A 26,943-nucleotide genomic window follows, 5' to 3' on the forward strand; every position below is an offset into this window, starting at 1 on the left:
ATTTTTTCCTGACGGATACACATGAGTACCTTGCAAATCAGTTTGGCCATTCTGGGTGTCGTGGTGTTGGCACTGATCGTCGCGTACAACACCTGGGCGGCGCGGCGCAATGCGCCCAAACGCGCCCAGCCCGAAGAAGACGAGACCGGCCTGCCGGGCCACCACCAGCCCTACAACCTGACCGAGCGCCAAGAACCCGCGCTCGATCTGTCGCATGGCGGCCATCAGCCCGAGCCCGTGGGTCCGCAGGTCGTGCCCATGGCCCAGGCCCAGGACCATGTCCACACCGCGCCGCCGCCGCCCGATACCCAGCGGCGCGAGCCTGGCATGGACGAAGCGCAGCCCGCAGGCGCGCCCGCGGCGTTCACCGAGCCCGCGTTTGCCGCGCCCGAGCCCAGCGCGATTCCCGTGGAGCGCCGGCCCAACCTCGACTCGCTGATCGATGCCATCGCGCCGATACAACCCGAACATGTGATTCCCGGCGAAGGCGCGCTGCAGGTGCAGCCGACGACGCGGCGCGCGGGCAGCAAGCCGTTTCGCATCGAAGGCCTGAACCAGAAGACGCGCCAATGGGAGCCGCTGCAGGCCGGTTCGCGCTACACCGCCTTCCAGGCTGGCGTGCAGCTGGCCAACCGCATGGGCGCGCTCAATGAAATCGAGTTCTCCGAATTCGTCTCCAAGGTGCAGGCATTTGCCGACGCCGTCAGCGCCTCGGTCGACCTGCCCGACATGCTGCAGGAAGTGGCGCGGGCGCGCGAGCTCGACCAGTTCGCGAGCGAACACGATGCCCAGCTGACCTTCATGCTGCGCGCGCGCCAGGCCGCCTGGAGCTCGGGCTACGTGATGCAGAATGCCGCGCGCCTGGGCTTCGTGCCGCTGTCCATGCCGGGCCGCATGGCCTTGCCTTCGGCCGCGGGCGGCCAGCCACTGCTGGTGCTGACCTATGACGCCCAGGCCGCGATGGCCGAAGACCTCGACCAGTCCGCCATCCTCGAACTGCTGCTGAGCCTCGACGTGCCCCAGGTGCACCGCAGCGAGCAGCCGTTCGCGCGCCTGCGCGAAGTCGCCGACGGCCTGTGCCAGGCCATGGAAGGCGTGCTGTGCGACCAGAACGGCCACCCGCTGCCCGTGTCCGTGGTCGAGCCGATTGCCGCCGACCTCGAGCATCTGTACGACCAGCTCGACAGCCGCGAGCTGTCGGCCGGCTCCATGCTTGCCCGTCGGCTTTTCAGTTAGTAGTTAGAGAGTGCATGCAACATCTGCAGGATGATATGTTCGGGCAGCCCGAGGGCGCGCCTGAACCCAAGCCCGCGGCCAGTCCGGCCGCCGAAATCGAAGCCCTGCGCGCGCAGCTGCGCGTCTGGGCCCACCAGTACTATGTGCTCGACGAGCCCAGCGTTCCCGACGCCGAGTACGACAAGGTCTATCAGCAACTGGAGGCGCTAGAAGCTTCCCACCCCGAGCTGGTCACGCCCGATTCGCCCACGCAGCGCGTGATCGGTGCCGTGATGGCCGGGCTGGCGCCTGTGCAGCATGTGGTGCCCATGCTCAGCATACGCACCGAAACCGATACCGAAGCCACGGGCGCGCAGGCGTTTGACGCGCGCATTCGCCGTGAACTGGGCCTGGAGCCCGGCGATCCGCCGGTCGAGTATGTGGTCGAGCCCAAGTTCGACGGCCTGGCGATGAGCCTGCGCTACGAAGCCGGCAAGCTGGTCCAGGCCGCGACGCGCGGCGACGGCAGCGTGGGCGAGGAGGTGACGCACAACATCCGCACCATACGCAGGATTCCGCAGGTGCTGCCCGCGGGCGTGCCGCCGGTGCTCGAAGTGCGCGGCGAAGTCTACATGGGCCGCGCCGATTTCGAAGCCCTCAACGAGCGCCAGCGCGCAGAAGGCGGCAAGACCTTCGTCAACCCGCGCAATGCCTCGGCCGGCGCGGTGCGCCAGCTTGACTCCTCGATCACCGCCCAGCGCCCGCTGTCGTTCTTCGCCTATGGCCTGGGCGACATCACGCCTCAGGAGCAGGGCGGGCCGGCGTTCGGCACGCATTACGCCATGTTGCAGCAGCTCAAGGCCTGGGGTTTTCCGGTCGCCGAGCAGGTGAGCCTGGCAAAGGGTGCCGAAGAACTCGTGGCCTTCCATGCGCGCATAGGCGCGGCGCGCGACAGCCTGCCCTATGACATCGACGGCGTGGTCTACAAGGTCAACGCGCTGGCATTGCAGCGCGAACTCGGCTTCGTCACGCGCGAGCCGCGCTGGGCCGTGGCGCACAAGTACCCGGCGCAGGAGATGGTCACGCGCGTCGAGGCCATCGACGTACAGGTGGGGCGCACGGGCAAGATCACGCCCGTGGCGCGGCTGGCGCCGGTCTTTGTCGGCGGTGTCACCGTGACCAATGCCACGCTGCACAACCTGTTCGAGCTGCGCCGCAAGCGCGTGCGCGTGGGCGATGAAGTCATCGTGCGGCGCGCCGGCGATGTGATCCCCGAAGTGGTGGGCGTGGTGCCCCAGCGCGTGGTGTCCGCCGCGGGTGCCGAGGTCGGCGCCGCGGCCAGCGACGCGCTGCTCGACGCCGCGGCCCAGCTGGCCACCGTGCAGCCGCGCTCGCCCTACGTGCCCAACTTCCAGATGCCGCGCCAATGCCCGGTCTGCGGCAGCGATGTGCTGCGCGAAAAAGGCCAGGTCAACCACCGCTGCAGCGGCGGCCTGTTCTGCGCCGCCCAGCGCAAGGAGGCGCTGCTGCATTTCGCCCACCGCCGCGCGATGGACATCGAAGGCCTGGGCGACAAGCTGGTCGACCAGCTGGTGGAAGCGCAACTGGTGCGCACGCTGCCCGACCTGTACCGGCTCACGCTGGAGCAGCTCGCAGGCCTGGAGCGCATGGCCGAGAAGTCGGCGCTCAACCTGCTCGCGGCGCTGGAAAAATCCAAGTCCACAACGCTCGCGCGCTTCCTGTTCGCGCTGGGCATTCGCCAGATCGGCGAAGCCACGGCCAAGGACCTGGCCAAGCATTTCGGCACGCTGGACGCCATCATTGCCGCGACCGAAGAGCAGCTGCTTGAAGTCAACGACGTGGGCCCCATCGTCGCGCACAGCATCCGCACGTTTCTCGACCAGCCGCACAACCTCGAAGTGCTGGCCCAGCTGCGCGGCGAGTGCGGCATCCACTGGTCCGAGGGCCCGCCGGCCGAAAAGCCGCCGCAGCTGCTCGCGGGCAAGACCGTGGTGTTGACCGGAACGCTGCCCACCATGGGACGCGACCAGGCCAAGGACCTGCTCGAAGCCGCGGGCGCCAAGGTCGCGGGTTCGGTCAGCAAGAAGACCAGCTATGTGGTCGCGGGCGCGGATGCGGGCAGCAAGCTCGCCAAGGCCGAGGAGCTGGGCGTTCCGGTGCTCGACGAAGCCGGCCTGCTGGCGCTGCTCGCAGGCGGATAGCCGACGCGGGCCGGATGGAACTAATCCGCGGCAACTGTTGCGAACAGGCGGGGGTGAAAGTCACCTCGCAGGTGCGGGCCGCGGGCCCGCCCACGTTCCTCGAAGGAAATTCGCATGTCGGAAGTACGCATCAACAATGTGGCACTGAGCCAGAATCGCCTGGAGCAGATCGAGGGCGCGCAGACCCTCAACGAAGCCCAGCGCATGGGCTTGTTCGATCGGGTCGTCGACTGGTTTCGCGGTGGCGTGAAGAGCGAGGCCATCAAGCAGGCGTTCGATCTGCTGCGTGCGCCCGGCTGCGGCAGTGCGCCGGCGTCGCAGCATCAAGGCCTGCTGCAGCACTTCAATGTGCTGCACAACGCCTTGCGCGCCGAGCACACTGACAAGTGCCAACTGACCGTGCAAAGGGACGAGGACACGCAGACCTGGTCCTATCGCATGGAACTCGACGGCAAGTCTCTGGTGAGTGCGACCGCCTTGCCCATGCAGTCGGGCCATACGCTGGCGGCATTCGAGGACCAGGCCATGCTGGCGAATCTGGGCAATTACCTGCAGGACAAATTTGGCGCGGATTCGCCGGACCAGCGCCAGGTGCTGCAGGAAAAATTTGCCGCCATCAACGCCGGGCATGCGGACCTTGCGGGCGATTGTGCCAACCATGCGACACTGGAAAAATTCCGCCTCGTGTGCGCCAATCTGCAGCCCTTGGGCGCGCCCGCCAAGGGCTGTTTCCCCGCAGTCCAGCTGTCGCACGACCTGGGCACGGCGGAGCTGTCGATAGGCAATCATGTGCTGGGCGAATACATGATTTCCAGCCAGTCCGTCCTGACCGACACCCTGACCACCATGGCCCAGGTCTGCGCCGGCGCCGTCGACTACATGCTGCAGGCGCGTGACATCGATCAAGCCGTGCTGGCCACGGTGCAGGACATGGTCGATGACAGGGACGAACGCAGCGTGATGGAAGGGCGCATCCACGACCCCTTCTTTTGCCGCGCGAACTTCGTCGGTGCCCGTGTGCTGGAGGGGGACGAATCGAAGTTCGTGGCGACGTTCCGTGACGCTTCGGCGGGCGGCCAGGAGCAGACACTGGTCTTTTCCAATCGCCTGGTCACGAATGCCGAGTTGCGTGGAGCCAATCTGCAGGAAAAGCTTGCAACCGGCGCCTACGCCACGCTGGCGGAGCTGATTTCCCAGCGGTTTGGCACGGCCGAGGATTCCGAGCTTCCCTATCTGACCACCACTGCGCGCTTTGGTCTGGCGGGCGCCTTGTCCTGTCTGGAAGATGACACGGATGCGGGCGAGCGACTTGGGTTTCCCGATGAGGCGTGCGTACACCGGTATTTCCAGGGGCTGAAGGACAATGTGCTCGGTCCCATGACGCTGGGCCGTACGGATCTGGCCCAGGTCTGGCGCCTGGAGTCCACCGCCTACGGCAGCATGAGCCAGCAGCAGCCGGCAGCCGACGACGGTGACCTCATGCCAGCGGAGGTGGGGCCGCCTGCCGCCCCACCGTCGCAGCCGCATGACATGACCATGCTGGCCACCTTCAAGGCCTGAGCCAGGCATAGGCCGCCGCTTCCATGCCCGTTTCGGCGCGCGGTCGCCTGCGCTGCTTTACCATTCGCGCATGAGTTCCCATTACGAAACGCTGCAAAAGGCAGACGCCTACCGCGAATTTTTCAAAGTAGCCCCTCCCGAGGACCTGGGCGAGCGCATGCTGCGCGCCCGCCGTCCGGGCTTCATGATCCGCGCCGTACCCCAGGCCGAGGCCCCGAGCGAAGCGCCGGTCGCCGCTGCGCCGGCCCCCGATGCCACGCCCGAGGCCGAGACCGCGGTCGCGGCGCCACCAGCGCGCAAGCAGGCCGTGCCGGTCGTGCGCGAGCTGGTCGCGGCGCAGTGGGGCCTGGTGCCGCACTGGGTCAAGACCGCGTCGGACGCGCGCCTGCGCGCCATCAAGCTGCTGCACGCGCGCAATGAAACCGCATCCACGGCCCAGGCGTTTCGCGACGCCTGGCTCAACAACCAGCGCTGCATCATTCCCATCATGGCGTTCTTCGAGGACGACCACCGCAGCGGCAAACCGGTGTCCACGCGCATTTCGCGCATCGACGGCCAGCCCATGGGTCTGGCGGGTCTGTGGGCGCACTGGAAGGGCCCCGAAGGCGAGGAGATCCTGAGCTTCGCGGCGCTCAACATCAACGCCAACACCCACGGCCTGCTGCACCGCTACCAGCCCCCAGGCAACGAGCGGCGCATGCCGGCCATCCTGAACGAAGGTGCCTACGACGCCTGGCTCAGCGTGCGCCAGGACAAGGCGCGCGAGTTCATGCGCCAGTACGCGGCCAACTGGCTCACGGCCAATCCCGTGGAAAACAAGAAGGACAAGATTCCCAAGGATTGGCGCGTCGCCCAGTAAGCGCGCGCCGCTTCAGGCGAACGTCTCCTCGCTCTCGGGCGTACCGTATTGCTGCGACTGCAGCGCTTCGGCCGCCTGGCGCTGGTTCGCGGCGCAGGTCTGCAGCAGCTGCATCAGTGCCGCGATGTCCAGGCATTGCACCAGCAGGCCCGTGCCGTCGGCCTGCTGCGCCTGGATGATCTCACCGACGATCGCGGGTGCGCCGCCATGCATGCGCGGCGCGGCCGCAAAGCGCCTGGCCGCGAAATGCTGTACGCCCAGCAGGTCGCTGACCAGCAGGCCTATGCGCCGCCCGCCTTGCTCGATCACGATCACCTGGCTTTGCGCGGTGATGGTCGAGGGCGTGCCACGCAGCACATGGCCCAGATCGAACACCCAGGCATAGCCCGTGACCTGGCCTTGGGACCGGCGCGCCAGCGTTCCAAGGCAATAGGGCAGGCGTCCCGCGGAGACCGCAGTGATCGCACTGGCCGGCAGCGCTTCAAGCACGCAGGCTGCATGGACCGCGAAAGGCCTGGCATCGATGAAGAACGTTGCCATCTCGCGTCCCGCGCCCATTGCCGGCTCCTGGACATTGCCCACGCTGTCACCGAGCAGCTGGGTGGTGCGGCGCAGCACCGCGGCTTCGGCATCGGCAAGCACCGCGCCAAACGAGGTGAACGACAGCGCGAGCACGGCATCGGGCGCATCGTGGTTGGCGCGAAACTCGCGGTAACCCTGCGTGACCGAACAGCCGACGATGCAGTAGTGGCCCGCATGCACCATGGCGCGCGACTCGCTCTGGCCGGGAGCTAGCTGCAGCATGCGCGCCGGCAGCGCCAGGCGGCTGCCGGCTGCAATCTGCAGGCCGGCGCGCTCGGCCCGGGCGCTGCTGCTGGCCAGCACCAAACCGGTGCGATCGACAAACACGGTGCAGTTGCGCTCGGCGCCCGGCTGCGCTCCGGCCAGCATGGCCGTGAGCTCCTCGGCCGAGTTGAAGACAATGCCTATGCCGCCCACGGGTGCCGCGTTGGCGCTTTGCGCTCCTTCGGGCGCGCGTATCGCGGCATGGAACACATAGGTCGGCGCATCGTCGCTGAGCGCGCTCGCCTGCCAGGGGCTCACGTGGTAGGCCTGGGGGCCGCGCAGCGCGAGCACGGCGGCCAGCGCCTGCGCGTCTATGCTCTGGCCTATGGCGCTCGTGCCATTGGCCAGCCGTTCGTGGCTGGCGGCGACGATGCGCCCGCTGGTGTCGTAGACCACCAGACGGGAATAGACGGTATACAGCCCGTTGATCTGCGCCAGGATGGCGTTGGCGCGCAGCACGTCGGCATCCCCGGCGATGCCCAGCTTCACATCGGCCAGCAGGTTGCGCAGCTCGGGCGTCAGCGCCCACCAGCGGCAGTCGTTGGCACGCTCATAAAGGTTGCGGTCCAGCAGATCGACCAGCAGCTGGCTCAGAAACTCGCTGTCGCGCAGCGCCGCGCTGAGCACTGTGTGGTACAGGTCGCGTATGGAGTGGCTGAACACCTCGTTGGTGCGCGCGCCGGTCTCGCCTATCTGCTCGAGCACGGCGGCCAGGCGCTGCGCGTCCTCGCGCTGACCGCCCGTCATGACCTGGCCGTTCCAGACCACGCGGCGAATGGTGTCGGCGGCCGTGACGATGTCGTGCAGCGGCGGGCAGAACTGGCGCGCATGGCCCAGCAGGCCCTGGATGATCGCCGGCGGCAGGCTGTCGACGCTGCTGCCGGCGCGCGACTGGAAGGCGAGCTCGACGGGCACCATGACCTGGCCTTTCCAGCCCGGTGGGCCGGGATAGCCCTGGTAGCCTGCGGCGGCGATGGTCTGCACCAGATAGGTGCGTCCAGAGTGTGTCCACAGTTGCGCAGCACCAGAAAGGTTCCCTGGGACCTTGATTCCAACTCCGATCCACAGCGGGTCGCTGCTGGCCAGCACCTGCTGGCTCGCATCGACCAGCAGCGCGAGGCTGCGGCCTTGCTGCGCCCCGCGTGCCTGGAAAATGCCCTGGAGCTCGTCATCGAACGCAAAGCTCAGGCACAGCACGCCCACGGCTTCGCCGGTGACCGGGTGCAGCAGGCGCTGCGAATAGATCAGTGCATGGCGCTGGCCGGGGCGCAGGTCACTGGCGCGAAAAGTCTCGACATGGCGCGGGCTGCGCAGCGTCTGCTCGATCAGCGCGTCCTGGCTCTCGACCAGCGGCGTGGCCTCGTCTATGCGCGCCAGCACGCGGCCTTGCGTGTCGAGAATCAGGATGTCGTCATAGACGGTGTATTTGCTGCGGTACTGGCGCAGGCGCGCACGCACCGTTTCGGCATCGTCGTCCAGTCCCGCGGCCAGACGGCACAGCACCGGATCGGTGGCCAGGAAACCCACGTCGGCCGTGCGTTCGTACAGGTTGCGCACCAGTATGTCGATCACATGCCGCGCCTGCGTGCCGATTTCGCGCATCACTTCGCCCAGCGACTCGGCGACCAGCGACTGCACCAGATCGGCTTCGAGCCGCTGGAAGCCCTCGCGCGTCGCGGCCATCATCGGCAGGATGCTGTGCGCCTCCTCGGGGCAGTTCATCTTTGCCGATGATTCGATCAACCGCCACATCAGCCGCAGCTCCCGCAGCGAGTCCTCGCAGCGCGATACCTTGCGCATGAAGGGAATGAAACTGTCCGTATCGATCTCGTGAACCACTTCGTCGGTGCTTGTCATGGCGCTCCCTGGTTGTCGTACTTCTTGTCCGCATGCGTCGTTGCATGGGCTATTTGTGACAAGATGCAAGCAAGAGATGGGCCAGTCTGGCGCCAGGAAGCTGCCGTCGACAGCCAGGTTCTCCATGGGGTGATAACGCTAACCACCAGCAGCGCTCGAATGGCGCTGGGTTGTTGAACAACATGGCTTCGATCCTTCAACGGCTTGGGTGCTCGGCGCGAACCGAGCGGTGCGCTGCGCCCTCAACCCCGTTCGCCCTGAGCCTGTCGAACAGCAGACGAACAGCGGCTCTATCGCCGTCGCGAAACCTCAGTTCAGATCAATGCAGTGCATGCCGAAGCTGCCGCGCGCACGGTCGGCATAGTAGTGCTGCAGCGTTTCCTTGACGGTGCGAAACGCCAGGTCTTCCCAGGGGATGTCCTGCTCGGCGAACAGCTGCACCTCCATGGTCTCGGGCCCGGGATAGCATTGCTCGGCACGCAGGCGGGCGCGGTAAAACAGATGGACCTGGCCCACGCGCGGTACGCTGATCAGGCTGTAGAGCGGTCCCATTTCAATGTCGGCGCCGGCTTCCTCGTCGGTCTCGCGCTCGGCACCCTGGGCCGTGGTCTCGCCCAGCTCCATGAAACCCGCGGGCAGGGTCCACAGGCCGCGGCGCGGCTCGATGTTGCGCTTGCACAGCAGCACGCGGCCGTCGTCCATCACCGGAATGGTGCCCACGACATTGAGCGGGTTCTCGTAATGAATGGTGTGGCAGTGGGGGCAGACGGCTCGCTCCCGGGTGTCGCCGTCGTCGGGAATGCGGTAGACCACGGCGGTGCCACAGTTGCGGCAGAACTGGATGGGGCTGCGAAAAATCATTGCCTGAATATAAGCAATAAATCAGCCGGCCGTTGGCGCCGGCCGCGAGCAAGCCGATGAAAAACCGCATCGGCAGGCCCCACGCGGCGCGGGGCCCTGTGACATCAGACGATGCGCACCGACAGCGGTGTCAGGCCTTCGACCGTGCCTTCGAGCAGGTCGCCGCGCACCACGGCGCTCACGCCTTCGGGCGTGCCGGTCATGATCAGGTCGCCGGGCTGCAGTTCCCATGCGGCCGACAGATGCTCTATGGTCTCAGCGATATTCCAGATCAGCTGCGCGACCGTGCTGCGCTGGCGGTCGACACCGTTGACCTGCAGTGCGATTGCAGCGTTCTCCACGTCGCCGGCCTGGGCCACGGGCGTGATCGGGCCTATGGGGGCCGAGTGCTCGAACGCCTTGCCGATGCACCAGGGGCGGCCCTGCTTCTTCATTTCGTTTTGCAGGTCGCGGCGCGTCATGTCCAGGCCCAGCGCGTAGCCGTAGATGTATTCGGCGGCGTCGGCGGCGCGGATGTTCTTGCCGGCCTTGCCTATGGCCACGACCAGCTCGATTTCATGGTGCAGATTGCTGGTCAGCGTGGGGTAGGGCATCTCGCCCGTGGTGCCGGCTTCTACCGGCAGCAGCGCGTCGGCGGGCTTGAGGAAGAAGAACGGCGGCTCGCGGCCGGTGAAGCCCATTTCCTTGGCGTGTTCTTCGTAGTTGCGGCCTACGCAATAGATGCGGTGCACGGGGAAACGTTCGGGGCTGCCCACCACGGGCAGGCTGGCGACGTCTGCGGGTGTGAATACATAGCGCATGGGAATCTTTCACGAAAGAAGGTAAATGCCAAGCCGCGCCCTGCGCAAGCCTGAGCTGCGCAGTGTGCCATGCGCAGCGCGGCAATCTTATATAAGAGTGGATTTTTCCGCACAGGATTCAGCGCTTGTGCCATGGGCAAGGCCCGCCGCTGGCGGTATGCTGGGCGGCATGAAGCTGCATTCCTATTTCCGCTCCTCTGCCGCCTACCGCGTGCGCATCGCGCTGCATCTCAAAGGCCTGTCGTTTGATTATGTGCCCGTGCACCTGCTGCGCGGCGACCACCGCGCCGCCGAGTACGCCGATCGCGTGGGCGATGCACTGGTGCCGGCGCTCGAACTCGACGCAGGTCCGTTGCTCACGCAGTCGATGGCCATCATCGAGTACCTCGACGAGACCCAGCCCGCCGTGCCTTTGCTGCCCGCCGATGCACTGGGCCGCGCCCATGTGCGCGCGCTGGCGCAGATGGTCGCCTGCGAGATCCACCCGCTCAACAATCTGCGCGTGCTCAAGTACCTGGTGCGCACGCTGGAAGTCTCGGAAGAACAGAAAACCACCTGGTACCAGCACTGGGCCGGCTCGGGCCTGGCCGCCATAGAGCGCCAGTTGGGCCTGCTGGCCGAGGAGCGCCGCGCCGCGGGTCTGGCCGAGTCCAGTTTCTGCTGGGGCGACACGCCCGGCCTGGCCGATTGCTGCCTCATTCCCCAGGTCTTCAACGCCCAGCGTTTCGGCCTGACGCTCGACGAACTGCCGCGCATCGCGGCGATTGTCCAACGCTGCAACGCCTTGCCCGCGTTCCAGCTGTCCCATCCTGACGCCTGCCCGGATCACCAATGAGCGCTGCCCCCGCATTCGATGACTGGCTGCGGCCCGACTGGCCCGCGCCACCGGGCGTGCATGCGCTGTGCACCACGCGCTCGGGCGGCGTCAGTGCTTCTCCCTGGGATTCGCTGAACCTGGGCGACCATGTGGGCGATTCGGCACATGCGGTCTACGAGAACCGCAACCGGCTGCAGAGCGCGCTGCGCACGCGCACGCCGGGCGCGCATGCGGTGTTCCTGCGCCAGGTGCATGGCAGCGACGTGCTGGCGCTGGACGCCGCCACCGGCCAGGGACTGGCCGCCGATGCGAGCCTGACATCGACGCCGGGCGTGGCCTGCACCATCATGGTCGCCGACTGCCTGCCGGTACTGTTCACGACTACCCAGGGCAGCGTGGTCGCCGCGGCGCACGCGGGCTGGCGCAGTCTTGCGGGCAGTGCGCGCGCCGGCGCCCGCCCGCAAGGCGTGCTGGAAAACGTTTTTGCGCAATTTGCCCAGCAGGCGGGTGCCATCAGCGGTGTCGATGCCTCCCAGGTCGCGGGCCAGACGCTGGCCTGGCTGGGCCCCTGCATAGGCCCGGAGGCATTCGAGGTCGGCGACGAAGTGCGCGCCGCGCTGTGCCAGGGCCGGCCCGAGGCCGCAGCGCATTTCCGCGCGGGCCAGGCGCCAGGCAAGTGGCTGGCCGATCTTGCGGGTCTGGCGCGCCAGCGCCTGCAATCGCTGGGCATCAGCGCGGTCTACGGCAACGACGCCAGCGCGCGCTGGTGCACCGTGGGCAACCCTTCAGCGTTCTTCTCGCACCGCCGCGACGCTGCCCGGCTGGGCAGCAGCGGACGCTTCGCCGCCTGCATCTGGCGCGACGGCGCCGTCTGAGCGCGCGCGAGCGGCCTGGGCTTCATCCCAGGCCTGCTGCTCGGCCTGAGCGCGTTGGTGCAGCTTGCGCTTGCGCGCCGGCGTTCCCAGGATATAGACCAGGATGCCCAGCGGCAGCAGGCCGTAGAGCACAAACGTCACGATGGCGCCGAGCACGCTGCCCACGGGGCTGGTGGCTTCGGCGACGGCCATCATCAAGGTGACATAGAGCCAGGCGATAACGACAAGGTACATGGAGGGCCATTCAGCAGGAAGTGGCCCTAAGGGGCCGGTGTCCGGAAAAGTGGGAAGCGCTCGCAAAGAGGGCCGAAGTGCATTGCCAGGGGGCGCATGCTGGTCAACAATGGTGACATCCGGTCGCATCGTTATCCCGCCTTTCTTGGACGCAGCATGAATTCTGACCCACTCCGTGGCTTCGCCCCGCAAATCCCGCAGATTTTCAGTCAGCAATGGGGCCAGATACTGGCCATGCTGCAGCCCGCCGCTGCAGCGAGCCCGGCGGCTGCAACGGCGCCCGCGGCGCCGGCGCTGCAGTTCGATCCGCAAAAGCTCCAGCAACTGCAGCAGCACTACCAGCGCGAGCTCACGCGCATCTGGAGCCATGTCAGCGAGCCACCGGCGGACGCGCTCAAGGACAAGCGCTTTGCCGCCGAAAGCTGGCGCAAGCAGCCCGGTGCGGCGCTGATGGCGCAGGTCTATCTGCTCAATTCACAGACTCTTCTGGGCCTGGCCGATGCCGTCAAGGCCGATGAGAAGACCACGCGCCGCATCCGTTTCGCGGTCGAACAATGGGCCGCGGCGCTGTCGCCCAGCAACTGCCTGGCCTTCAACCCCGAGGCGCAGCAAAAGCTCATCGCCTCGCAGGGCGCGAGCCTGGCCAAGGGCATCAGCAACCTGCTGCACGACATGCAGCAAGGCCATCTGTCGATGACCGACGAAAGCCGTTTCGAAGTCGGCAAGAACATGGCGACCACCGAAGGCGCGGTGGTGTTCGAGAACGAGCTTTTCCAGCTGATCGAGTACAAGCCGCTGACCGACAAGGTCAGCGAGCGCCCGCTGCTGATGGTGCCGCCGTGCATCAACAAGTACTACATTCTCGACCTGCAGCCCGAAAGCTCGCTGATCCGCTATGCGGTGGCCCAGGGCCAGCACACCTTTGTCGTCAGCTGGCGCAATCCCGACGCCTCGCTGGCCAAGGCCAGCTGGGACGATTACATAGAAGGCGCGGTGCTCACGGCCATAGAGCGCGTGCGCGAGATTTCGGGCGCCGAGCAGATCAACACGCTGGGTTTTTGCGTTGGCGGCACCATGCTCACGGCGGCGCTGGGCGTGCTCGCGGCGCGCGGCGAGAAATCGGTGGCCAGCGCCACGCTGCTGACCACGCTGCTTGACTTCAGCGACACCGGCATTCTCGACATCTTCATCGACGAGCCCATGGTCCGCTACCGCGAGTGGCAGATGGGGCAGGGCGGCCTGCTCAAGGGCCAGGAGCTGGCCTCGACCTTCAGCTTTCTGCGACCCAACGACCTGGTCTGGAACTATGTGGTCGGCAACTATCTGCAGGGCGAAACGCCGCCGCCGTTCGATCTGCTCTATTGGAACAGCGACTCGACCAATCTGCCCGGACCCTACTACGCCTGGTATCTGCGCAACCTCTACCTCGAGAACAAGCTGGTGCAGCCACGTGCGCTCACGGTGTGCGGCCAGCCGCTGGATCTGTCGCAGCTCGACATCCCGGTCTACATCTACGGCTCGCGTGAAGACCATATCGTGCCCATCAACGCCGCCTATGCCTCGACCCAGCATCTGCCGGGCAGCAAGCGCTTCGTGATGGGGGCCTCTGGCCATATCGCAGGCGTTATCAACCCGCCGGCAAAGAACAAGCGCAGTCACTGGATTCGCGACGACGATCAACTGCCCGCAAGCCACGCCGAATGGCTGGCCGGGGCGAGCGAGCGTCCCGGCAGCTGGTGGACCGACTGGTCGCAATGGCTCGCGCAGCAGGGCGGCAAGCAGGTCGCGGCGCCCAAGCGCTATGGCCGTGGCAAGAATTTTCAACCGATCGAACCCGCACCAGGTCGCTATGTACGGCAAAAAGCCGCTACAAATAGTTGACAATGTTGCGGTGCAATATCCGTAGCATGTGGCGATCACCGGCCCAGCGTTGACAGGGCCGACCGCCGAAACCAGAGTCATCAAAGGACCATCATGGAAGACATCGTCATCGTTTCTGCTGTTCGTACCCCCGTGGGCAAATTTGGCGGCACGCTCGCCAAGGTTCCCGCGACCGACCTCGGCGCCCTGGTCATCCGCGAGGCCCTGAGCCGCGCCCAGGTGCCGCTGGACCAGGTCGGTGAAGTCATCATGGGCCAGGTGCTCACCGCAGGTGTGGGCCAGAACCCCGCGCGCCAGGCGATGATGAAGGCCGGCGTGGCCAAGGAAACTCCCGCGCTGACCATCAATGCGGTCTGCGGCTCGGGCCTCAAGGCCGTGATGCTCGCGGCCCAGGCCGTGGCCACGGGCGACAGCGAGATCGTGGTCGCGGGCGGCCAGGAAAACATGAGCCTGTCGCCCCACGTGCTCAACGGTTCGCGCGACGGCCAGCGCATGGGCGACTGGAAGATGACCGACACCATGATCGTCGACGGCCTGTGGGACGTCTACAACCAGTACCACATGGGCATCACTGCCGAGAACGTCGCGCGTGAAAACGGCGTGACACGCGAAGCCCAGGATGCGCTGGCGCTGGCCAGCCAGCAGAAGGCCGCGGCGGCCCAGGACGCGGGCAAGTTCGTCGACGAGATCGTTCCCGTCGCGATTCCTCAGCGCAAGGGCGACCCCGTGCAGTTCGCGGCCGACGAGTACATCAACCGCAAGACGAATGCCGAGGCGCTGGGTGGCCTGCGCCCCGCGTTCGACAAGGCCGGTTCGGTCACCGCCGGCAATGCGTCCGGCCTCAACGATGGCGCGGCTGCGGTGGTGGTGATGTCGGCGACCAAGGCCAAGGCGCTGGGCCTCACGCCGCTGGCGCGCATCGTGTCCTATGCGACTTCCGGCCTGGACCCGGCAACCATGGGCATGGGCCCGGTTTTTGCTAGCCGTAAGGCATTGGAGCGCGCTGGCTGGAAGGCCGAAGACGTGGACTTGTTCGAGCTCAACGAGGCCTTTGCTGCCCAGGCCTGTGCGGTCAACCAGCAGCTGGGCATAGACCCGGCCAAGGTCAACGTCAATGGCGGCGCCATCGCGCTGGGCCACCCCATTGGTGCCTCGGGCTGCCGCGTGCTGGTCACGCTGCTGCACGAAATGCAGCGCAGCGGCGCGCGCCGCGGCCTTGCCGGTCTGTGCATCGGTGGCGGCATGGGCGTGGCCATGGCGCTGGAACGCGTCTGAGACCAATGACCGCAGCCCGCAGGTTTTTCACGCGGGCTCGGTAGTTACCTCAGCGTGGGATCCGCCCAAGTTGGATAGAGTGTCTGAATCGTACTAGTGGTTTGTCCAGGAGAAATTGCATGAGTCAAAAAGTAGCATATGTCACGGGGGGTATGGGCGGCATTGGTACGTCGATCTGCCAGCGTCTGTACAAGGATGGCTTCAAGGTGATCGCCGGCTGCGGCCCGACACGGGATTTCCAGAAATGGCTCAAGGAACAGAAAGACCAGGGCTTTGAGTTCTATGCCTCCGTCGGCAACGTCGGTGACTGGGATTCGACGCACGCGGCTTTCAGCGCCGCCAAGGAAGAGCATGGCAGCATCGACGTGCTGGTCAACAACGCCGGCATCACGCGCGACCGCATGTTCCTCAAGATGACGCGCGAGGACTGGGACGCGGTCATCGAAACCAATCTGACCTCGATGTTCAACGTCACCAAGCAGGTGGTCGGCGACATGGTTGAAAAGGGCTGGGGCCGCATCATCAACATCAGCTCGGTCAATGGCGTGAAGGGCCAGTCGGGCCAGACGAACTACTCGGCGGCCAAGGCCGGCATGCACGGTTTCACCATGGCCCTGGCGCAGGAACTGGCGACCAAGGGGGTCACGGTCAACACCGTGAGTCCGGGCTATATCGGCACCGACATGGTCAAGGCCATACGCACCGAAGTGCTCGACAAGATCGTGGGCACCATTCCGGTGCGCCGCCTGGGCGAGCCCGGCGAGATCGCCTCGATCATTGCCTGGCTGGCGTCCAATGACGGCGGTTATTCCACCGGGGCCGATTTCTCGGTCAACGGCGGACTGCACATGCATTGATGCGTCAGGCAAAGAAAAAACCCGCTGCGGCGGGTTTTTTTTATGCCGCTTTGGCGGCAGTGGAAATGGGAGGACGGAACATCCTGGAAAGGCTATCGGTCCGGCTGTCAGGGTTTCTTGGGGCGCCTGCGGGCGCGCGCCGGAAACAGCGGGACGGGGGCTCAGCAGCGAACGGGTGCGCGCTTGCGATCGCGTTCGTCTTCAGGCCAGGCAAACATGTGGGACATCGTGTTCATAGCAAAAGCTCCTTGATATCTGTTCAACGCGGCTGTGTAGGAATGCGTTGACAGGAAAACACCGATTCTTCAAAAACTTTTTGCATTGTCGCGCCAGGATAGGAACTTCGAGGCGCCATGCGTAGTCCAAGAAAAAACCCGCGCCTGCGGGTTTTGGCTGCCGGCTTTGCGGCGGTGGAAAATCAGCGGCCGGGGCATTTGCGTGTGAATGCCGGCGCTGCCAGAAAGTGTGCTGCGGGGGGCGTCAACGCGCGACCCGGCAACGGGGGAGGGTTTCAGCAGCGGGCCGGGGCGCGCTTGCGATCGCGTTCGTCTTCGGGCCAGGCAAACGTGTGGGCTGTCATGGTCATAGTAAAAGCTCCTTAGTGCTCATACAACGTGGGGGCCGCAAACAGCGTTGACAGTCAAACGCAAATAAATGAAACGAAAACGCGCCGTTTGACCGCACAATTCTTCCTTTTGCAAAATACATAGCAAAAAACCAAGGCATAGCCTTGGTTTCAAGTGGGTTTGCTCGCTGGAGATTGGCTTACGAATCGTTGCCAGCCTGGGCCGTCAAACCTTCGATCACGTCGTTGATTTCGAGCCAGCGTTCTTCCAGCGCATCGATTTCATCGCTGCAGGCCTTCAGGCGCTTGCCGGCTTCGACGATTTCCGCCGCGGGCAGCGGCTCGGTCAGGCGCTGTTCGATCTGCGCGCGTTCGGCCGTGAGCTGGGCCAGCTTCTTGTCGTTGGCTTCGAGCTCCTTCTTGAAGGGACGCATCTTGTCGGCCAGCTCCTGGCGCGCCAGCGCGGCCAGGCGGCGCTGCTCCTTCTGGTCCACGGCGGGCGCCGCGGGGGCAGATGCGGGCGGGGCCACCGGTGCGACGGCCGCAGGTGCGAGCGCAGGCGCAGGCGCCGCGGCTGCGGGCTTGGCCTCTTCGTTCTTTGCTTCCTCGCGCAGGCGCTTGGATTCGTCGAGCAGGTAGCGCTGGTAGTCGTCGAGGTCGCCGTCGAACGGGCCCACGGCGCCGCGACCGACCATCCAGAACTCGTCGCAGACCGCGCGCAGCAGCGCCCGGTCATGGCTGACCAGCATGACCGTGCCTTCGAACTCGTTGAGCGCCATCGACAGCGCCTCGCGCGTGGCCAGGTCCAGGTGGTTGGTGGGCTCGTCGAGCAGCAGCAGGTTGGGGCGCTGCCAGACGATCATCGCCAGCACCAGGCGCGCCTTCTCGCCGCCGCTCATCGTGCCCACGGCCTGCTTGACCATGTCTCCCGTGAAGTTGAACGTGCCCAGATAACTGCGCAGGTCCTGTTCGCGCGAAGGTTCGCGGCTGTTCGGGCCCTGTTCGCGCGCCAGGCGGATCATGTGCTCCAGCGGGCTGTCGGCGGGGCGCAGCACGTCGAGTTCCTGCTGCGCGAAGTAGCCGATGTTCAGGCCCTTGCCTTCGGTGACCTGGCCGGCAAGCGCGCCCATTTCGTGGGCAATCGTCTTGACCAGCGTCGACTTGCCCTGGCCGTTGGCGCCCAGGATACCTATGCGCTGACCGGCGAGCACCGAGCGGCTCACATTGCGCAGGATCACGGTGTCGTTGCCGTCCTCGCCGCGGTAGCCGAACGAGGCGTCCGAAATCGCCAGCATCGGGTTGGGCAGGTTGAGCGGTTCCTTGAACTCGAAGGTGAAGTCGGCTTCGGCCAGCACCGGGCCGATCTTTTCCATGCGCTCCAGCGCCTTGACGCGGCTTTGCGCCTGCTTGGCCTTGGACGCCTTGGCCTTGAAGCGGTCGATGAACTTCTGCAGGTGGGCGATCTTTTCCTGCTGCTTGGCAAAGCTTGCGCCCTGCAGTTCGAGCTGCTGGGCGCGCAGTTCCTCGAACTTGCTGTAGTTGCCGCCGTAGCGGTTGAGCTGGGCCGCATTGATCTGCAGCGTGACCGTGGTCACGGCATCGAGGAATTCGCGGTCATGGCTGATGACGATCATCGTGCCCGCATAGCGCTTGAGCCAGGCTTCGAGCCAGACGAGGGCGTCCAGATCCAAGTGGTTGGTGGGCTCGTCGAGCAGCAGCAGGTCGGACGGGCACATCAGCGCGCGCGCGAGTTGCAGGCGCATGCGCCAGCCACCCGAGAAGCTGTCGACAGGATTGTCGAGTTCGGACGACTTGAAGCCCAGGCCCAGGATCAGTGCCTGGGCGCGCGCCACGGAGTCGTGCGCGCCGGCGTCGGCCAGGTCGCAATAGGCCTGGGCGATGGCCATGCCGTCGTCGGCGGCCTCGGCGTCCAGCAGCTGCTGCTGCACTTCGGCCAGGCGGGTGTCGCCGTCGATCACGAACTGCGTTGCCGACTGGTCGGTCTCGGGCATGTCCTGCGCGACCTGGGCCATGCGCCACTGGCGCGGCTTGGAGAACTCGCCGCCGTCTTCGGCCAGCGCGCCGGTGAACAGCGCAAACAGGCTGGACTTGCCCGCGCCGTTGCGGCCCACTAGGCCGACCTTTTCGCCCGGGTTGATGGTGGCGGTCACTTTGTCGAGCAGCACTTTGGCCGAGCGGCGCAAGCTCACGTTCTTGAGGGTAATCATGTCAAAGTCCAGGGCGTGGCGTGGCCACGTAAGCGGGCCCGCGGGCCCGGCAAGAAAAGAAGTCCTGATTTTCGGCGGCTCCCGCGCGCGGCGGAAGCCGACTGGCTCAGAGGTCGGCGAGCGCCTGGCGCACCAGCGCTTCGCGCGTGATCAGCAGCACCTGTTCGTCACCCGACGAGGTGTCGAGCCAGAACACCGGCAGCCGCGGAAACGCGGCTTCGAAATATTCACGCTCGTTGCCGATTTCCAGGATCAGGATCGCGTGCTCGCGCATGCGGCTGGGCGCGTCGCTCAGCAGCTGCTTGATGAAGTCCATGCCGTCGGCGCCGCCGGCCAGCGCCAGCACCGGCTCGGCCTGGTATTCGGCGGGCAGCGCAGACATGCTGTTGGCGTTCACATAAGGCGGGTTGCACAGGATCAGGTCCCAGGGGCCGGGCGTGTTTGCCATGCCGTCGGATTCGATCAGCTGCACGCGCTGGCCCAGTTCGTGGCGATCGACATTGATGCGCGCCACGGCCAGTGCATCGGTCGACAGGTCGGCACCCGTGACCTGCACATCGGGGTAGGCCATTGCCGCCAGGCAGGCCAGGCTGCCGTTGCCGGTGCACAGGTCGAGCACGTCATGCGTCTTGTCGCTGAGCCAGTCGTCGATGGAGCCATCGGCCAGGATCTCGGCAATGAAGCTGCGCGGCACGATGGCGCGCTCGTCCACATAGAACGGCACGCCCTGCAGCCAGGCTTCACGCGTCAGGTAGGCCGCGGGCTTGCGCGTGCGAATGCGTTCCTCGAACAGCGCGGCCACGCCGGCCTGTCCGGCGGCGTCAACGGCCTGATCGGCCAGCACGGCTTCGTCCAGATCGCTGTCCAGCGGGATTCCCAGGCGCCACAGCACCAGCCAGGTGGCTTCATCATGGGCGTTGCTGGTGCCGTGGCCAAAGGCCACGCCAGCGGCGGTCAGTGCGCTCGCACCGGACGCGATGAGCGCGGCGACAGTCGTGCCGTGCACGGCTTGGGGTTCAATCATGGAGCTTTCGGTCACGCCGCGCCGGGGGCTGCGCAGGCCGCGAGAGCCTGGGCATGCAGGTTTTCCAGCGTGCGGCGGTAGATGTTGGTCAGTGGCGCGATATCGGCCAGGACGATATTTTCGTCTATCTTGTGGATGCTCGCATTCGGTGGGCCCATTTCAATGACCTGATCGCAGATCTGGGCAATGAAACGCCCGTCGCTGGTGCCGCCCGTGGTGGAGAGTTCGGTCTGCAGACCGGTCTCGTCGGCGATCGCCTGCTGCACCGCGTGGACCAGGTTGCCGGGCGTGGTCAGGAAGGGCTGGCCGCCAATCGTCCAGTCGAGCGTGTATTCCAGGCCATGGCTGTCGAGAATCGACTTGACGCGCGCCTGCAGGCCTTCGGCGGTCGATTCGGTGCAGAAGCGGAAATTGAAGTCGATCACCACGCTGCCCGGAATCACGTTGCTCGCGCCCGTGCCGCCGTGGATGTTGCTCATCTGCCAGCTCGTGGGCGGGAAGAATGCATTGCCCTGGTCCCAGGCCGTGGCCGCGAGTTCCGTCAGTGCCGGAACAGCCTGGTGAATCGGGTTGCGCGCGAGTTGCGGGTAGGCGATATGGCCCTGGATGCCGAGCACCGTGAGCTTGCCGCTCATGGTGCCGCGGCGGCCGTTCTTGATCATGTCGCCGGTGCGCTCCACGGCCGTGGGCTCGCCCACGATGCAGTAATCGAGGCGCTCGCCGCGGGCCTTGAACTGTTCGACCACGACCTTGGTGCCGTCGATCGATGGGCCTTCCTCATCGCTGGTCAGCAGGAAAGCCAGATCGATCAGCGGATCGGGCGTGGCCGCCAGGAATTCCTCCACCGCGACGACAAACGCCGCGATCGAGGTCTTCATGTCGCTGGCGCCGCGGCCGTAGAGCCGGCCGTCGCGGTGCGTGGGCGTGAACGGCGGGCTGCTCCACTGATCGAGCGGGCCCGTGGGCACGACATCGGTGTGGCCGGCGAAGACCAGCGTCTTGCGCTGCTCGGTTGCGGTCGCGCTGCGCTTGGCGTAGAGGTTTTGCACGCGAAAGCTGTCGGGGCCGCTGTCGAGGCGCTCGCAGACAAAGCCCAGCGGCGCGAGGCGCGCGGCGATCAGGTCGAGGCAGCCGGCATCTTCAGGCGTGACGGAAGGGCGGCTGATCAGTTGTTCGGCCAGTTGCAGTGTGCGGGACATGGGAAATGCAGGGTTAAAAGTGCGTAGGGACAGCGGGCAGGCGGCAATGCCAGCGCTCAGCTGTGGGAGCCGATGTCCAGCACGATGTCGGTGAAAGAAGCTTGTTCGTCTTCGGCGGGCGCGGCGGCCTTGGCCTTGGCGTCGGGGCTGGGCGCGGGAGCGGGCTTGGTGCCCGAGAAATCGTTTTGCAGCCGCCACATCAGGTTGGTCGGCGAGTCCGCATGGGCCAGGCCTTCCTTGCGGTCAATGGTGCCGGCGACAATCAATGTGGCCAGTGCTTCCTCGAAGGTCTGCGAGCCTTCGGCCATGGATTTCTCCATTGCCTCGCGCACCGCCGAGAAGTCGCCTTTTTCAATCAGGTCGGCGACCAGCTTGGTGTTGAGCATCACTTCGACGGCCGGCACGCGCAGGCCTTCGGGCGTGCGCACCAGGCGCTGCGAGATCACGGCGCGCAGCGCGGCGGCGAGATCGCCCAGCATGGTGTCGCGCACTTCGACCGGGTAGAAGCTCAGAATGCGGCTGAGCGCGTGGTAGCTGTTGTTGGCGTGCAGCGTTGCCAGGCACAGATGGCCGGACTGGGCATAGGCCAGCGCGGCCGACATGGTCTCGCGGTCGCGAATCTCACCAATCAATATGACGTCGGGCGCCTGGCGCAGCGCGTTCTTCAGCGCGGTATGCAGCGAATCGGTGTCGCTGCCGATCTCGCGCTGGTTGACGATGGAGCGCTGGCTGCGGAACTGGTATTCGATAGGGTCCTCGATGGTGAGGATATGGCCCGTGACGCTCTTGTTGCGCGCATCGATCATAGACGCGAGCGTGGTGCTCTTGCCAGAACCCGTTGCGCCGACGACCAGCAGCAGCCCGCGCTTTTGCAGTATCAGCTCGCTGAGTACGGGCGGCAGGTTGAGCGTCTCGAGCGCAGGAATGTGCTGGGCAATGAAGCGGATCACCACCGCGTAGGTGCCGCGCTGGCGCATGGCGCTGACGCGAAAGCGTCCCACGCCGCGCAGCGGCACGCCCATGTTGAGCTCGCCGGTCTGTTCCAGCTCCTGCATGCGCTCGGGGGGAACGATTTCGGCCAGCAGGCTGCGCGGCGCATCGGGCGGCAGCAGCTGGCTGTTGATCGGCACGCACTCGCCATGGATCTTGATCAGCGCGGGCGCGTTGGCGGACAGGTAGACGTCGGACGCCTGTTTTTCACCCATCAGGCGCAGGATTCGCTCCATGGTGCTCATGCAAGTTCCTTTTGGGTTGGGGTAGACCGTTGATCCTGCTCAAGATCAGCGTGAACGGGCGAGTCCGTTCGTCCTGAGCCTGCCTCGCCGGCCGCGTCGAAGGATGAACGGCCTGTCCTAAAGAAATACCTCAGTCGCGCAGCAGGTCGTTCAGGCTGGTCGTCGAACGCGTCTTGGCATCGACCTTCTTGACGATGATCGCTGCGTACATGCTGTAGCGGCCGTTGTCCTTGGGCAGGTTGCCCGACACCACCACCGAGCCCGCGGGAACGCGGCCGTAGCTGATTTCACCGGTGGCGCGGTCATAGATGGGCGTGCTCTGGCCGATGTACACGCCCATGGAGATCACCGAGTTCTCTTCGACGATCACACCTTCGACGACTTCGGAACGCGCACCGATGAAGCAGTTGTCTTCGATGATCGTGGGGTTGGCTTGCAGGGGCTCGAGCACGCCGCCCAGGCCCACGCCGCCCGACAGGTGGACGTTCTTGCCCACTTGCGCGCACGAACCGACCGTGGCCCAGGTGTCGACCATGGTGCCTTCGCCCACATAGGCGCCGATGTTCACATAGGAAGGCATCAGGATCGCGCCCTTGGCCATGAACGAGCCGCGGCGTGCGACCGCGGGTGGCACCACGCGCACGCCGGTGGCGGCAATCTCGGCTTCCGACATGCCCTGGTACTTGGTGGGGACCTTGTCGTAGAAGTTCAGGCCGCCGGCCGTGATCAGCTCGTTGTCCTTGAGGCGGAACGACAGCAGCACGGCCTTCTTGATCCACTGGTGCACGGTCCATTGGCCCACGCCCTGCTGGGTCGCGACACGCATCTGGCCGGCATCGAGCTGGGCGATCACATGCTCGACGGCGTCGAGGATTTCCGCGGGGGCGCTGGCACTGCTCAGGTTGGCACGGTCTTCCCAGGCGGCGTCGATGATGGATTGCAATTGCTGAGTCATGAAATCTTACTTCTTCAGGTTTTGGATAAATTGGACGATGCGCTGGGCTGCCTCGAGGCATTCCGCGGTCTCGGCGACCAGGGCCATGCGCACGCGATTCGCACCGGGGTTGTGGCCTGCGACATCCCGGGCCAGATAGCTGCCCGGCAGGACCGTGACATTGTATTGAGCATAGAGCGCGCGTGCGAACTCGACATCGTCCATGCCCAGGAATTCAGGCACGCCGGCCCACAGGTAGAAGCCCGCGTCGGGCAGGCGCACGTCCATCACGCTGGCCAGCAGCGGCGTGACTTCGGCGAACTTCTGCCGGTACTGGCGGCGGTTCTCTATCACATGCTCCTCGTCGTTCCAGGCGACGATGCTGGCTTCCTGCACGGCCGGGCTCATTGCGCCGCCGTGATAGGTGCGGTACAGCAGGAAGGCCTTGAGCAAGGCGGCGTCGCCGGCGACAAAGCCGCTGCGCAGACCGGGCACATTGCTGCGCTTGGACAGGCTGGTGAAGGACACCAGATTCTTGAAGTCGCTGCGGCCGAGCTTGGCCGCGGCCTCCAGGCCGCCCAGCGGGGCTTCCTCGCGGAAATAGATTTCGCTGTAGCACTCGTCCGAGGCAATGACGAAACCGTGGCGGTCGGACAGAGCGAACAGCTTTTCCCACTCGGACAGGGGCATGACCGCGCCCGTGGGGTTGCCCGGCGAGCAGACATACAGCAGCTGCGTGGTCTGCCAGACAGTTTCTGGCACGCTGTCCCAGGCGACGGCAAAGTTGCGTGCCGGATCGCTGGGCACGTAGACTGGCGTGGCACCGGCCAGCAGGGCCGCGCCTTCATAGATTTGATAGAACGGGTTAGGGCAGACCACGGTCGCGCCGGGCTGGGTCGGATCGATCACCGTCTGCGCGAACGCAAACAGGGCTTCGCGCGAGCCGTTGACCGGCAGCACCTGGGTCGCCGGGTCCAGCGACAGGCCGTAGCGCTGGTTCATCCAGTGCGCGCCCGCCGCGCGCAGTCGCGGGTCGCCGCCCGTGGCCGGATACTTGGCCAGCGCCCCGGGGCTGTTGCCCAGCACCTCTTCGATGAAGGGCGGCGTAGGATGGCGGGGTTCGCCTATGCCCAGGCTGATGGCGCGATACGAAGGCGAGGGCGTGACCCCCGCGAAAAGCTGTCGCAGCCGTTCAAACGGATAAGGCTGCAGTTTGGAGAGCAGGGGATTCATTGCCCGCATTATCCACGCTGTGGCGGGCGCTGTTGCGCTCCGTTGGCCGCAACTGACAGGCAAAAGCGCGGGGTGGTCCTGCACCCCGGCTTCAGGATTGCGCGCGCTGCGCGCGCGCTCTGGCCATGGCCGCGGCAATCGCGGCTTTTTTTGCATCGACGGGCGCCGCAGCCGAGGCCGAGGCCGGTGCCGCTGAAGGCGCCAGCGCCACTTCCAACCCTGCGGCCATTGCGGCCTTGGGCGCGGCCGCGCGCTCGGAAGCTCCCAGCCGTTTCTGTCGCCGGGTATAGCGCGACAACGCGTGCGTGGCCTGCTCCTGCGACCAGGCAGCCCAGCCGGTCGCGCCACCGCTGGCCGGAACCAGCGTGATGCAGTCGACCGGGCAGACCGGAATGCACAACTCGCAGCCCGTGCAATGGGGAGCGATCACGGTGTGCATGCGTTTGTTGGCGCCGAAAATCGCGTCCGTGGGGCAGGCCTTGATGCACAGGGTGCAGCCTATGCACCAGGCTTCGTCGATCACCGCCAGCGTGCGCTGCGACTCGAGGCCGTGTTCTGCCGACAGCGGCAGCGGCGGCCGTCCGGTGAGCGCCGAAAGCCGCGCAATGCCCGCGGCTCCGCCGGGCGGGCATTGGTTGATGGGCGCAGCATCTTCGGCGATCGCCTGCGCATAGGCCGCGCAGTCGGGATAACCGCAGCGCGTGCACTGGGTCTGCGGCAAGGCGGCGTCGATGCGAGCCGCCAGGCCTTGTAAGGCGGAGGCTGGCATGACGCGTCCCCCTGTCAGTTGCGGCGTGATCCGCGTGTCGTACGCGGTTTCGCTTTGGCGGGCTCGGGAGCACGCGCCTGCGGGCCTTCGGTCGTTGCCAGGGCTGGTTCCTCGGCGCGTTCAAGTGCCGTTTCCAGCACGGTCTTGGGCGTTTCAGGCGGCGTCACATGCGCAACTTCCAGTGCTGCTTCGGCTGCCGGGCTGTCCAGCGCCGCTGCGGGAGCGAGCGCGGGCGCGGTTTCCACCGGCGTCACCGCAGCCTGGCGGGCCGCAGCCGGACGCATGGGCAGGGCGTCGTGGCCCACGCCGTCGTCGACCGCAACCTCTGGCTGCTTGTGGTAGGCCAGGATGAAGTCGCGCACTTGCGGGTAGACCGTTTCGCGCCAGCGGCGGCCGCTGAAGATGCCGTAGTGGCCCGCGCCCTCGACTTCGAGGTGGCGCTGCTTGTCGACCGGCACGCCGGTGCACAGGTCGTGCGCGGCCCGCGTCTGGCCCGCGCCCGATATGTCGTCGAGTTCGCCTTCAACCGTCAGAATGGCGCTGCTCGTGATGTCCTGCGGGCGCACGCGCTCGACCTGGCCGTCCGGCGACTTCACATCCCAGGTGCCCTTGACCAGCGAGAAATCCTGGAACACGGTGTAGATCGTCTCCAGGTAATAGGCCGCGTCCATGTCGAGCACGGCGTTGTACTCGTCGTAGAACTTGCGGTGGGCTTCGGTACTGGTGTCGTCGCCCTTGAGCAGGTTCTTGAAGTAATCGTAGTGGCTGGTCGCATGCCGGTCGGGATTCATCGCGACGAAGCCCGTGTGCTGCAGGAAGCCCGGATACACGCGCCGGCCTGCGCCGGGATAGTTCGAAGGCACTTCGTGTATCACATTGGTCTCGAACCACTCGTAGCTGTTGGTGGTCGCGAGGTTGTTCACCGCGGTCGGCGAGCGGCGCGCATCGATGGGGCCGCCCATCATGGTCAGCGTCAGCGGCGTGGTTTCGCCGCGGCTGGCCATCAGCGATACCGCAGCGAGCACCGGAACGGTGGGCTGACACACGCTGACCACATGGCAGTTGCCATACTTGCCCTGCAGATGACGGATGAACTCCTGTACATAGTTCACATAGTCATCGAGGTGGAAAACGCCCTGGTCCATGGGAACCAGGCGCGCGTTTTTCCAGTCGGTGATGTAGACCTTGTGATCCGCCAGCATGCTGCGCACGGTGTCGCGCAGCAGCGTTGCATAGTGGCCCGACAACGGCGCCACCACCAGCACCACTGGTTGGGCCAGCATGGTGTCGAGCGTCGCCGAGTCGTCGGTGAAGCGCTTGAAGCGCCGCAGCTCGCAGAACGGCTTGTCGATCTCCACGCGCTCCATGATGGTCACGCCCACGCTGCCGACATCCACCGTGGTGATGCCGAACTGCGGCTTTTCGTAGTCCTTGCCCAGTCGGTGGAACAGTTCGAACCCCGCGGAAATACGTTGGGACAGCGGTGTTTGGCTGAAGGGCGACGATGGATTGCTGTACAGCTTGGAAGCTGCAAGTGCAAAGTCGGCGAAGGGCTCCACGAGGGAGCGCTGAGTTTCATACATTTGGTAAAGCATGG

21 protein-coding genes are annotated in these 26,943 nt (G+C 65.8%); 9 read left to right on the forward strand and 12 right to left on the reverse strand.

The genetic code is table 11. The features are described 5' to 3' along the window. The first annotated feature begins 21 nt into the window (after positions 1 to 21). The 4 genes from ACSVDO_RS10520 to ACSVDO_RS10535 all read left to right on the forward strand — a co-directional run bounded on the left by ACSVDO_RS10520 (position 22) and on the right by ACSVDO_RS10535 (position 5,856). Positions 22 to 1,236 (forward strand): cell division protein FtsZ, encoded by a 1,215-nt coding sequence (locus tag ACSVDO_RS10520; RefSeq protein WP_332547775.1) that lies wholly within the window; start codon positions 22 to 24, stop codon positions 1,234 to 1,236. Positions 1,237 to 1,250: 14 nt separating this feature from the next. Continuing rightward, positions 1,251 to 3,437 (forward strand): NAD-dependent DNA ligase LigA, encoded by a 2,187-nt coding sequence (gene ligA, locus ACSVDO_RS10525; RefSeq protein WP_489591974.1) that lies wholly within the window; start codon positions 1,251 to 1,253, stop codon positions 3,435 to 3,437. A gap of 114 nt (positions 3,438 to 3,551) precedes the next feature. After that, complete coding sequence (locus ACSVDO_RS10530; protein ID WP_489591976.1) at positions 3,552 to 4,997, forward strand: hypothetical protein; 1,446 nt, start codon at positions 3,552 to 3,554, stop codon at positions 4,995 to 4,997. 70 nt (positions 4,998 to 5,067) lie between these two features. Beyond that, positions 5,068 to 5,856, forward strand: a complete 789-nt coding sequence (locus ACSVDO_RS10535) for an SOS response-associated peptidase (protein ID WP_489591978.1) — start codon at positions 5,068 to 5,070, stop codon at positions 5,854 to 5,856. Positions 5,857 to 5,868: 12 nt separating this feature from the next. Here the strand turns inward: ACSVDO_RS10535 and ACSVDO_RS10540 are convergent, their stop codons facing one another. The 3 genes from ACSVDO_RS10540 to ACSVDO_RS10550 all read right to left on the reverse strand — a co-directional run bounded on the left by ACSVDO_RS10540 (position 5,869) and on the right by ACSVDO_RS10550 (position 10,220). Continuing rightward, on the reverse strand, positions 5,869 to 8,559 hold the full coding sequence (locus ACSVDO_RS10540; RefSeq protein WP_489591980.1) for a chemotaxis protein CheW: 2,691 nt from the start codon (positions 8,557 to 8,559) through the stop codon (positions 5,869 to 5,871). 309 nt (positions 8,560 to 8,868) lie between these two features. After that, positions 8,869 to 9,420 carry an NUDIX hydrolase gene (locus tag ACSVDO_RS10545; RefSeq protein ID WP_332535779.1) on the reverse strand — a complete coding sequence of 184 codons (552 nt, stop codon included), beginning with the start codon at positions 9,418 to 9,420 and terminating at the stop codon, positions 8,869 to 8,871. A gap of 104 nt (positions 9,421 to 9,524) precedes the next feature. Further along, positions 9,525 to 10,220 (reverse strand): fumarylacetoacetate hydrolase family protein, encoded by a 696-nt coding sequence (locus ACSVDO_RS10550; RefSeq protein ID WP_332547772.1) that lies wholly within the window; start codon positions 10,218 to 10,220, stop codon positions 9,525 to 9,527. Between the two features lie 169 nt (positions 10,221 to 10,389). On the opposite strand from ACSVDO_RS10550, the gene maiA reads away from it, so the two are divergent. Continuing rightward, a complete protein-coding gene (gene maiA / locus ACSVDO_RS10555; RefSeq protein WP_489591982.1) occupies positions 10,390 to 11,055 on the forward strand; it encodes a maleylacetoacetate isomerase in 666 nt (221 codons plus the stop codon). Continuing rightward, positions 11,052 to 11,912: a peptidoglycan editing factor PgeF gene (gene pgeF, locus ACSVDO_RS10560; protein WP_489591984.1), complete on the forward strand. Its 861-nt coding sequence runs from the start codon at positions 11,052 to 11,054 to the stop codon at positions 11,910 to 11,912. Before maiA ends, pgeF begins: the two co-directional genes overlap by 4 nt. On the opposite strand, the gene ACSVDO_RS10565 is transcribed toward pgeF, so the two are convergent. Next, entirely contained in the window at positions 11,823 to 12,146 is a 324-nt protein-coding gene (locus ACSVDO_RS10565; protein WP_489591986.1) for a hypothetical protein, read from the reverse strand. The two genes, pgeF and ACSVDO_RS10565, sit on opposite strands and share 90 nt — an antisense overlap. A gap of 156 nt (positions 12,147 to 12,302) precedes the next feature. On the opposite strand from ACSVDO_RS10565, the gene ACSVDO_RS10570 reads away from it, so the two are divergent. From ACSVDO_RS10570 to phbB, 3 genes are all read left to right on the forward strand, one after another. Next, the gene (locus ACSVDO_RS10570; RefSeq protein WP_442881451.1) at positions 12,303 to 14,027 is read left to right on the forward strand and encodes a PHA/PHB synthase family protein; all 1,725 of its coding nucleotides are present in this window, start codon (positions 12,303 to 12,305) and stop codon (positions 14,025 to 14,027) included. 93 nt (positions 14,028 to 14,120) lie between these two features. After that, positions 14,121 to 15,302: an acetyl-CoA C-acetyltransferase gene (locus ACSVDO_RS10575; RefSeq protein WP_332535771.1), complete on the forward strand. Its 1,182-nt coding sequence runs from the start codon at positions 14,121 to 14,123 to the stop codon at positions 15,300 to 15,302. A 119-nt stretch (positions 15,303 to 15,421) separates the two neighbouring features. Next, the gene (gene phbB / locus ACSVDO_RS10580) at positions 15,422 to 16,159 is read left to right on the forward strand and encodes an acetoacetyl-CoA reductase (RefSeq protein WP_332535769.1); all 738 of its coding nucleotides are present in this window, start codon (positions 15,422 to 15,424) and stop codon (positions 16,157 to 16,159) included. Positions 16,160 to 16,924: 765 nt separating this feature from the next. Here the strand turns inward: phbB and ACSVDO_RS10585 are convergent. The 8 genes from ACSVDO_RS10585 to ACSVDO_RS10620 form a co-directional block, all read right to left on the reverse strand. Further along, on the reverse strand, positions 16,925 to 18,952 hold the full coding sequence (locus tag ACSVDO_RS10585; RefSeq protein WP_332535768.1) for an ABC-F family ATP-binding cassette domain-containing protein: 2,028 nt from the start codon (positions 18,950 to 18,952) through the stop codon (positions 16,925 to 16,927). A gap of 106 nt (positions 18,953 to 19,058) precedes the next feature. Then, the gene (gene prmB, locus ACSVDO_RS10590; RefSeq protein WP_489591990.1) at positions 19,059 to 19,976 is read right to left on the reverse strand and encodes a 50S ribosomal protein L3 N(5)-glutamine methyltransferase; all 918 of its coding nucleotides are present in this window, start codon (positions 19,974 to 19,976) and stop codon (positions 19,059 to 19,061) included. 11 nt (positions 19,977 to 19,987) lie between these two features. Continuing rightward, positions 19,988 to 21,175: a succinyl-diaminopimelate desuccinylase gene (dapE, locus tag ACSVDO_RS10595; protein WP_489591991.1), complete on the reverse strand. Its 1,188-nt coding sequence runs from the start codon at positions 21,173 to 21,175 to the stop codon at positions 19,988 to 19,990. A gap of 56 nt (positions 21,176 to 21,231) precedes the next feature. Continuing rightward, complete coding sequence (locus ACSVDO_RS10600; protein WP_332535763.1) at positions 21,232 to 22,410, reverse strand: PilT/PilU family type 4a pilus ATPase; 1,179 nt, start codon at positions 22,408 to 22,410, stop codon at positions 21,232 to 21,234. A 130-nt stretch (positions 22,411 to 22,540) separates the two neighbouring features. After that, a complete protein-coding gene (gene dapD, locus ACSVDO_RS10605; protein ID WP_332535761.1) occupies positions 22,541 to 23,365 on the reverse strand; it encodes a 2,3,4,5-tetrahydropyridine-2,6-dicarboxylate N-succinyltransferase in 825 nt (274 codons plus the stop codon). A gap of 6 nt (positions 23,366 to 23,371) precedes the next feature. After that, positions 23,372 to 24,577 (reverse strand): succinyldiaminopimelate transaminase, encoded by a 1,206-nt coding sequence (gene dapC, locus ACSVDO_RS10610; RefSeq protein WP_489591994.1) that lies wholly within the window; start codon positions 24,575 to 24,577, stop codon positions 23,372 to 23,374. Positions 24,578 to 24,668: 91 nt separating this feature from the next. Next, positions 24,669 to 25,346 (reverse strand): electron transport complex subunit RsxB, encoded by a 678-nt coding sequence (gene rsxB, locus ACSVDO_RS10615; protein WP_489591996.1) that lies wholly within the window; start codon positions 25,344 to 25,346, stop codon positions 24,669 to 24,671. A gap of 14 nt (positions 25,347 to 25,360) precedes the next feature. Further along, positions 25,361 to 26,941: a polyhydroxyalkanoate depolymerase gene (locus ACSVDO_RS10620; RefSeq protein WP_489591998.1), complete on the reverse strand. Its 1,581-nt coding sequence runs from the start codon at positions 26,939 to 26,941 to the stop codon at positions 25,361 to 25,363. Between the last annotated feature and the right edge of the window lie 2 nt (positions 26,942 to 26,943).

The organism is Comamonas sp. DB36, from assembly GCF_057914905.1.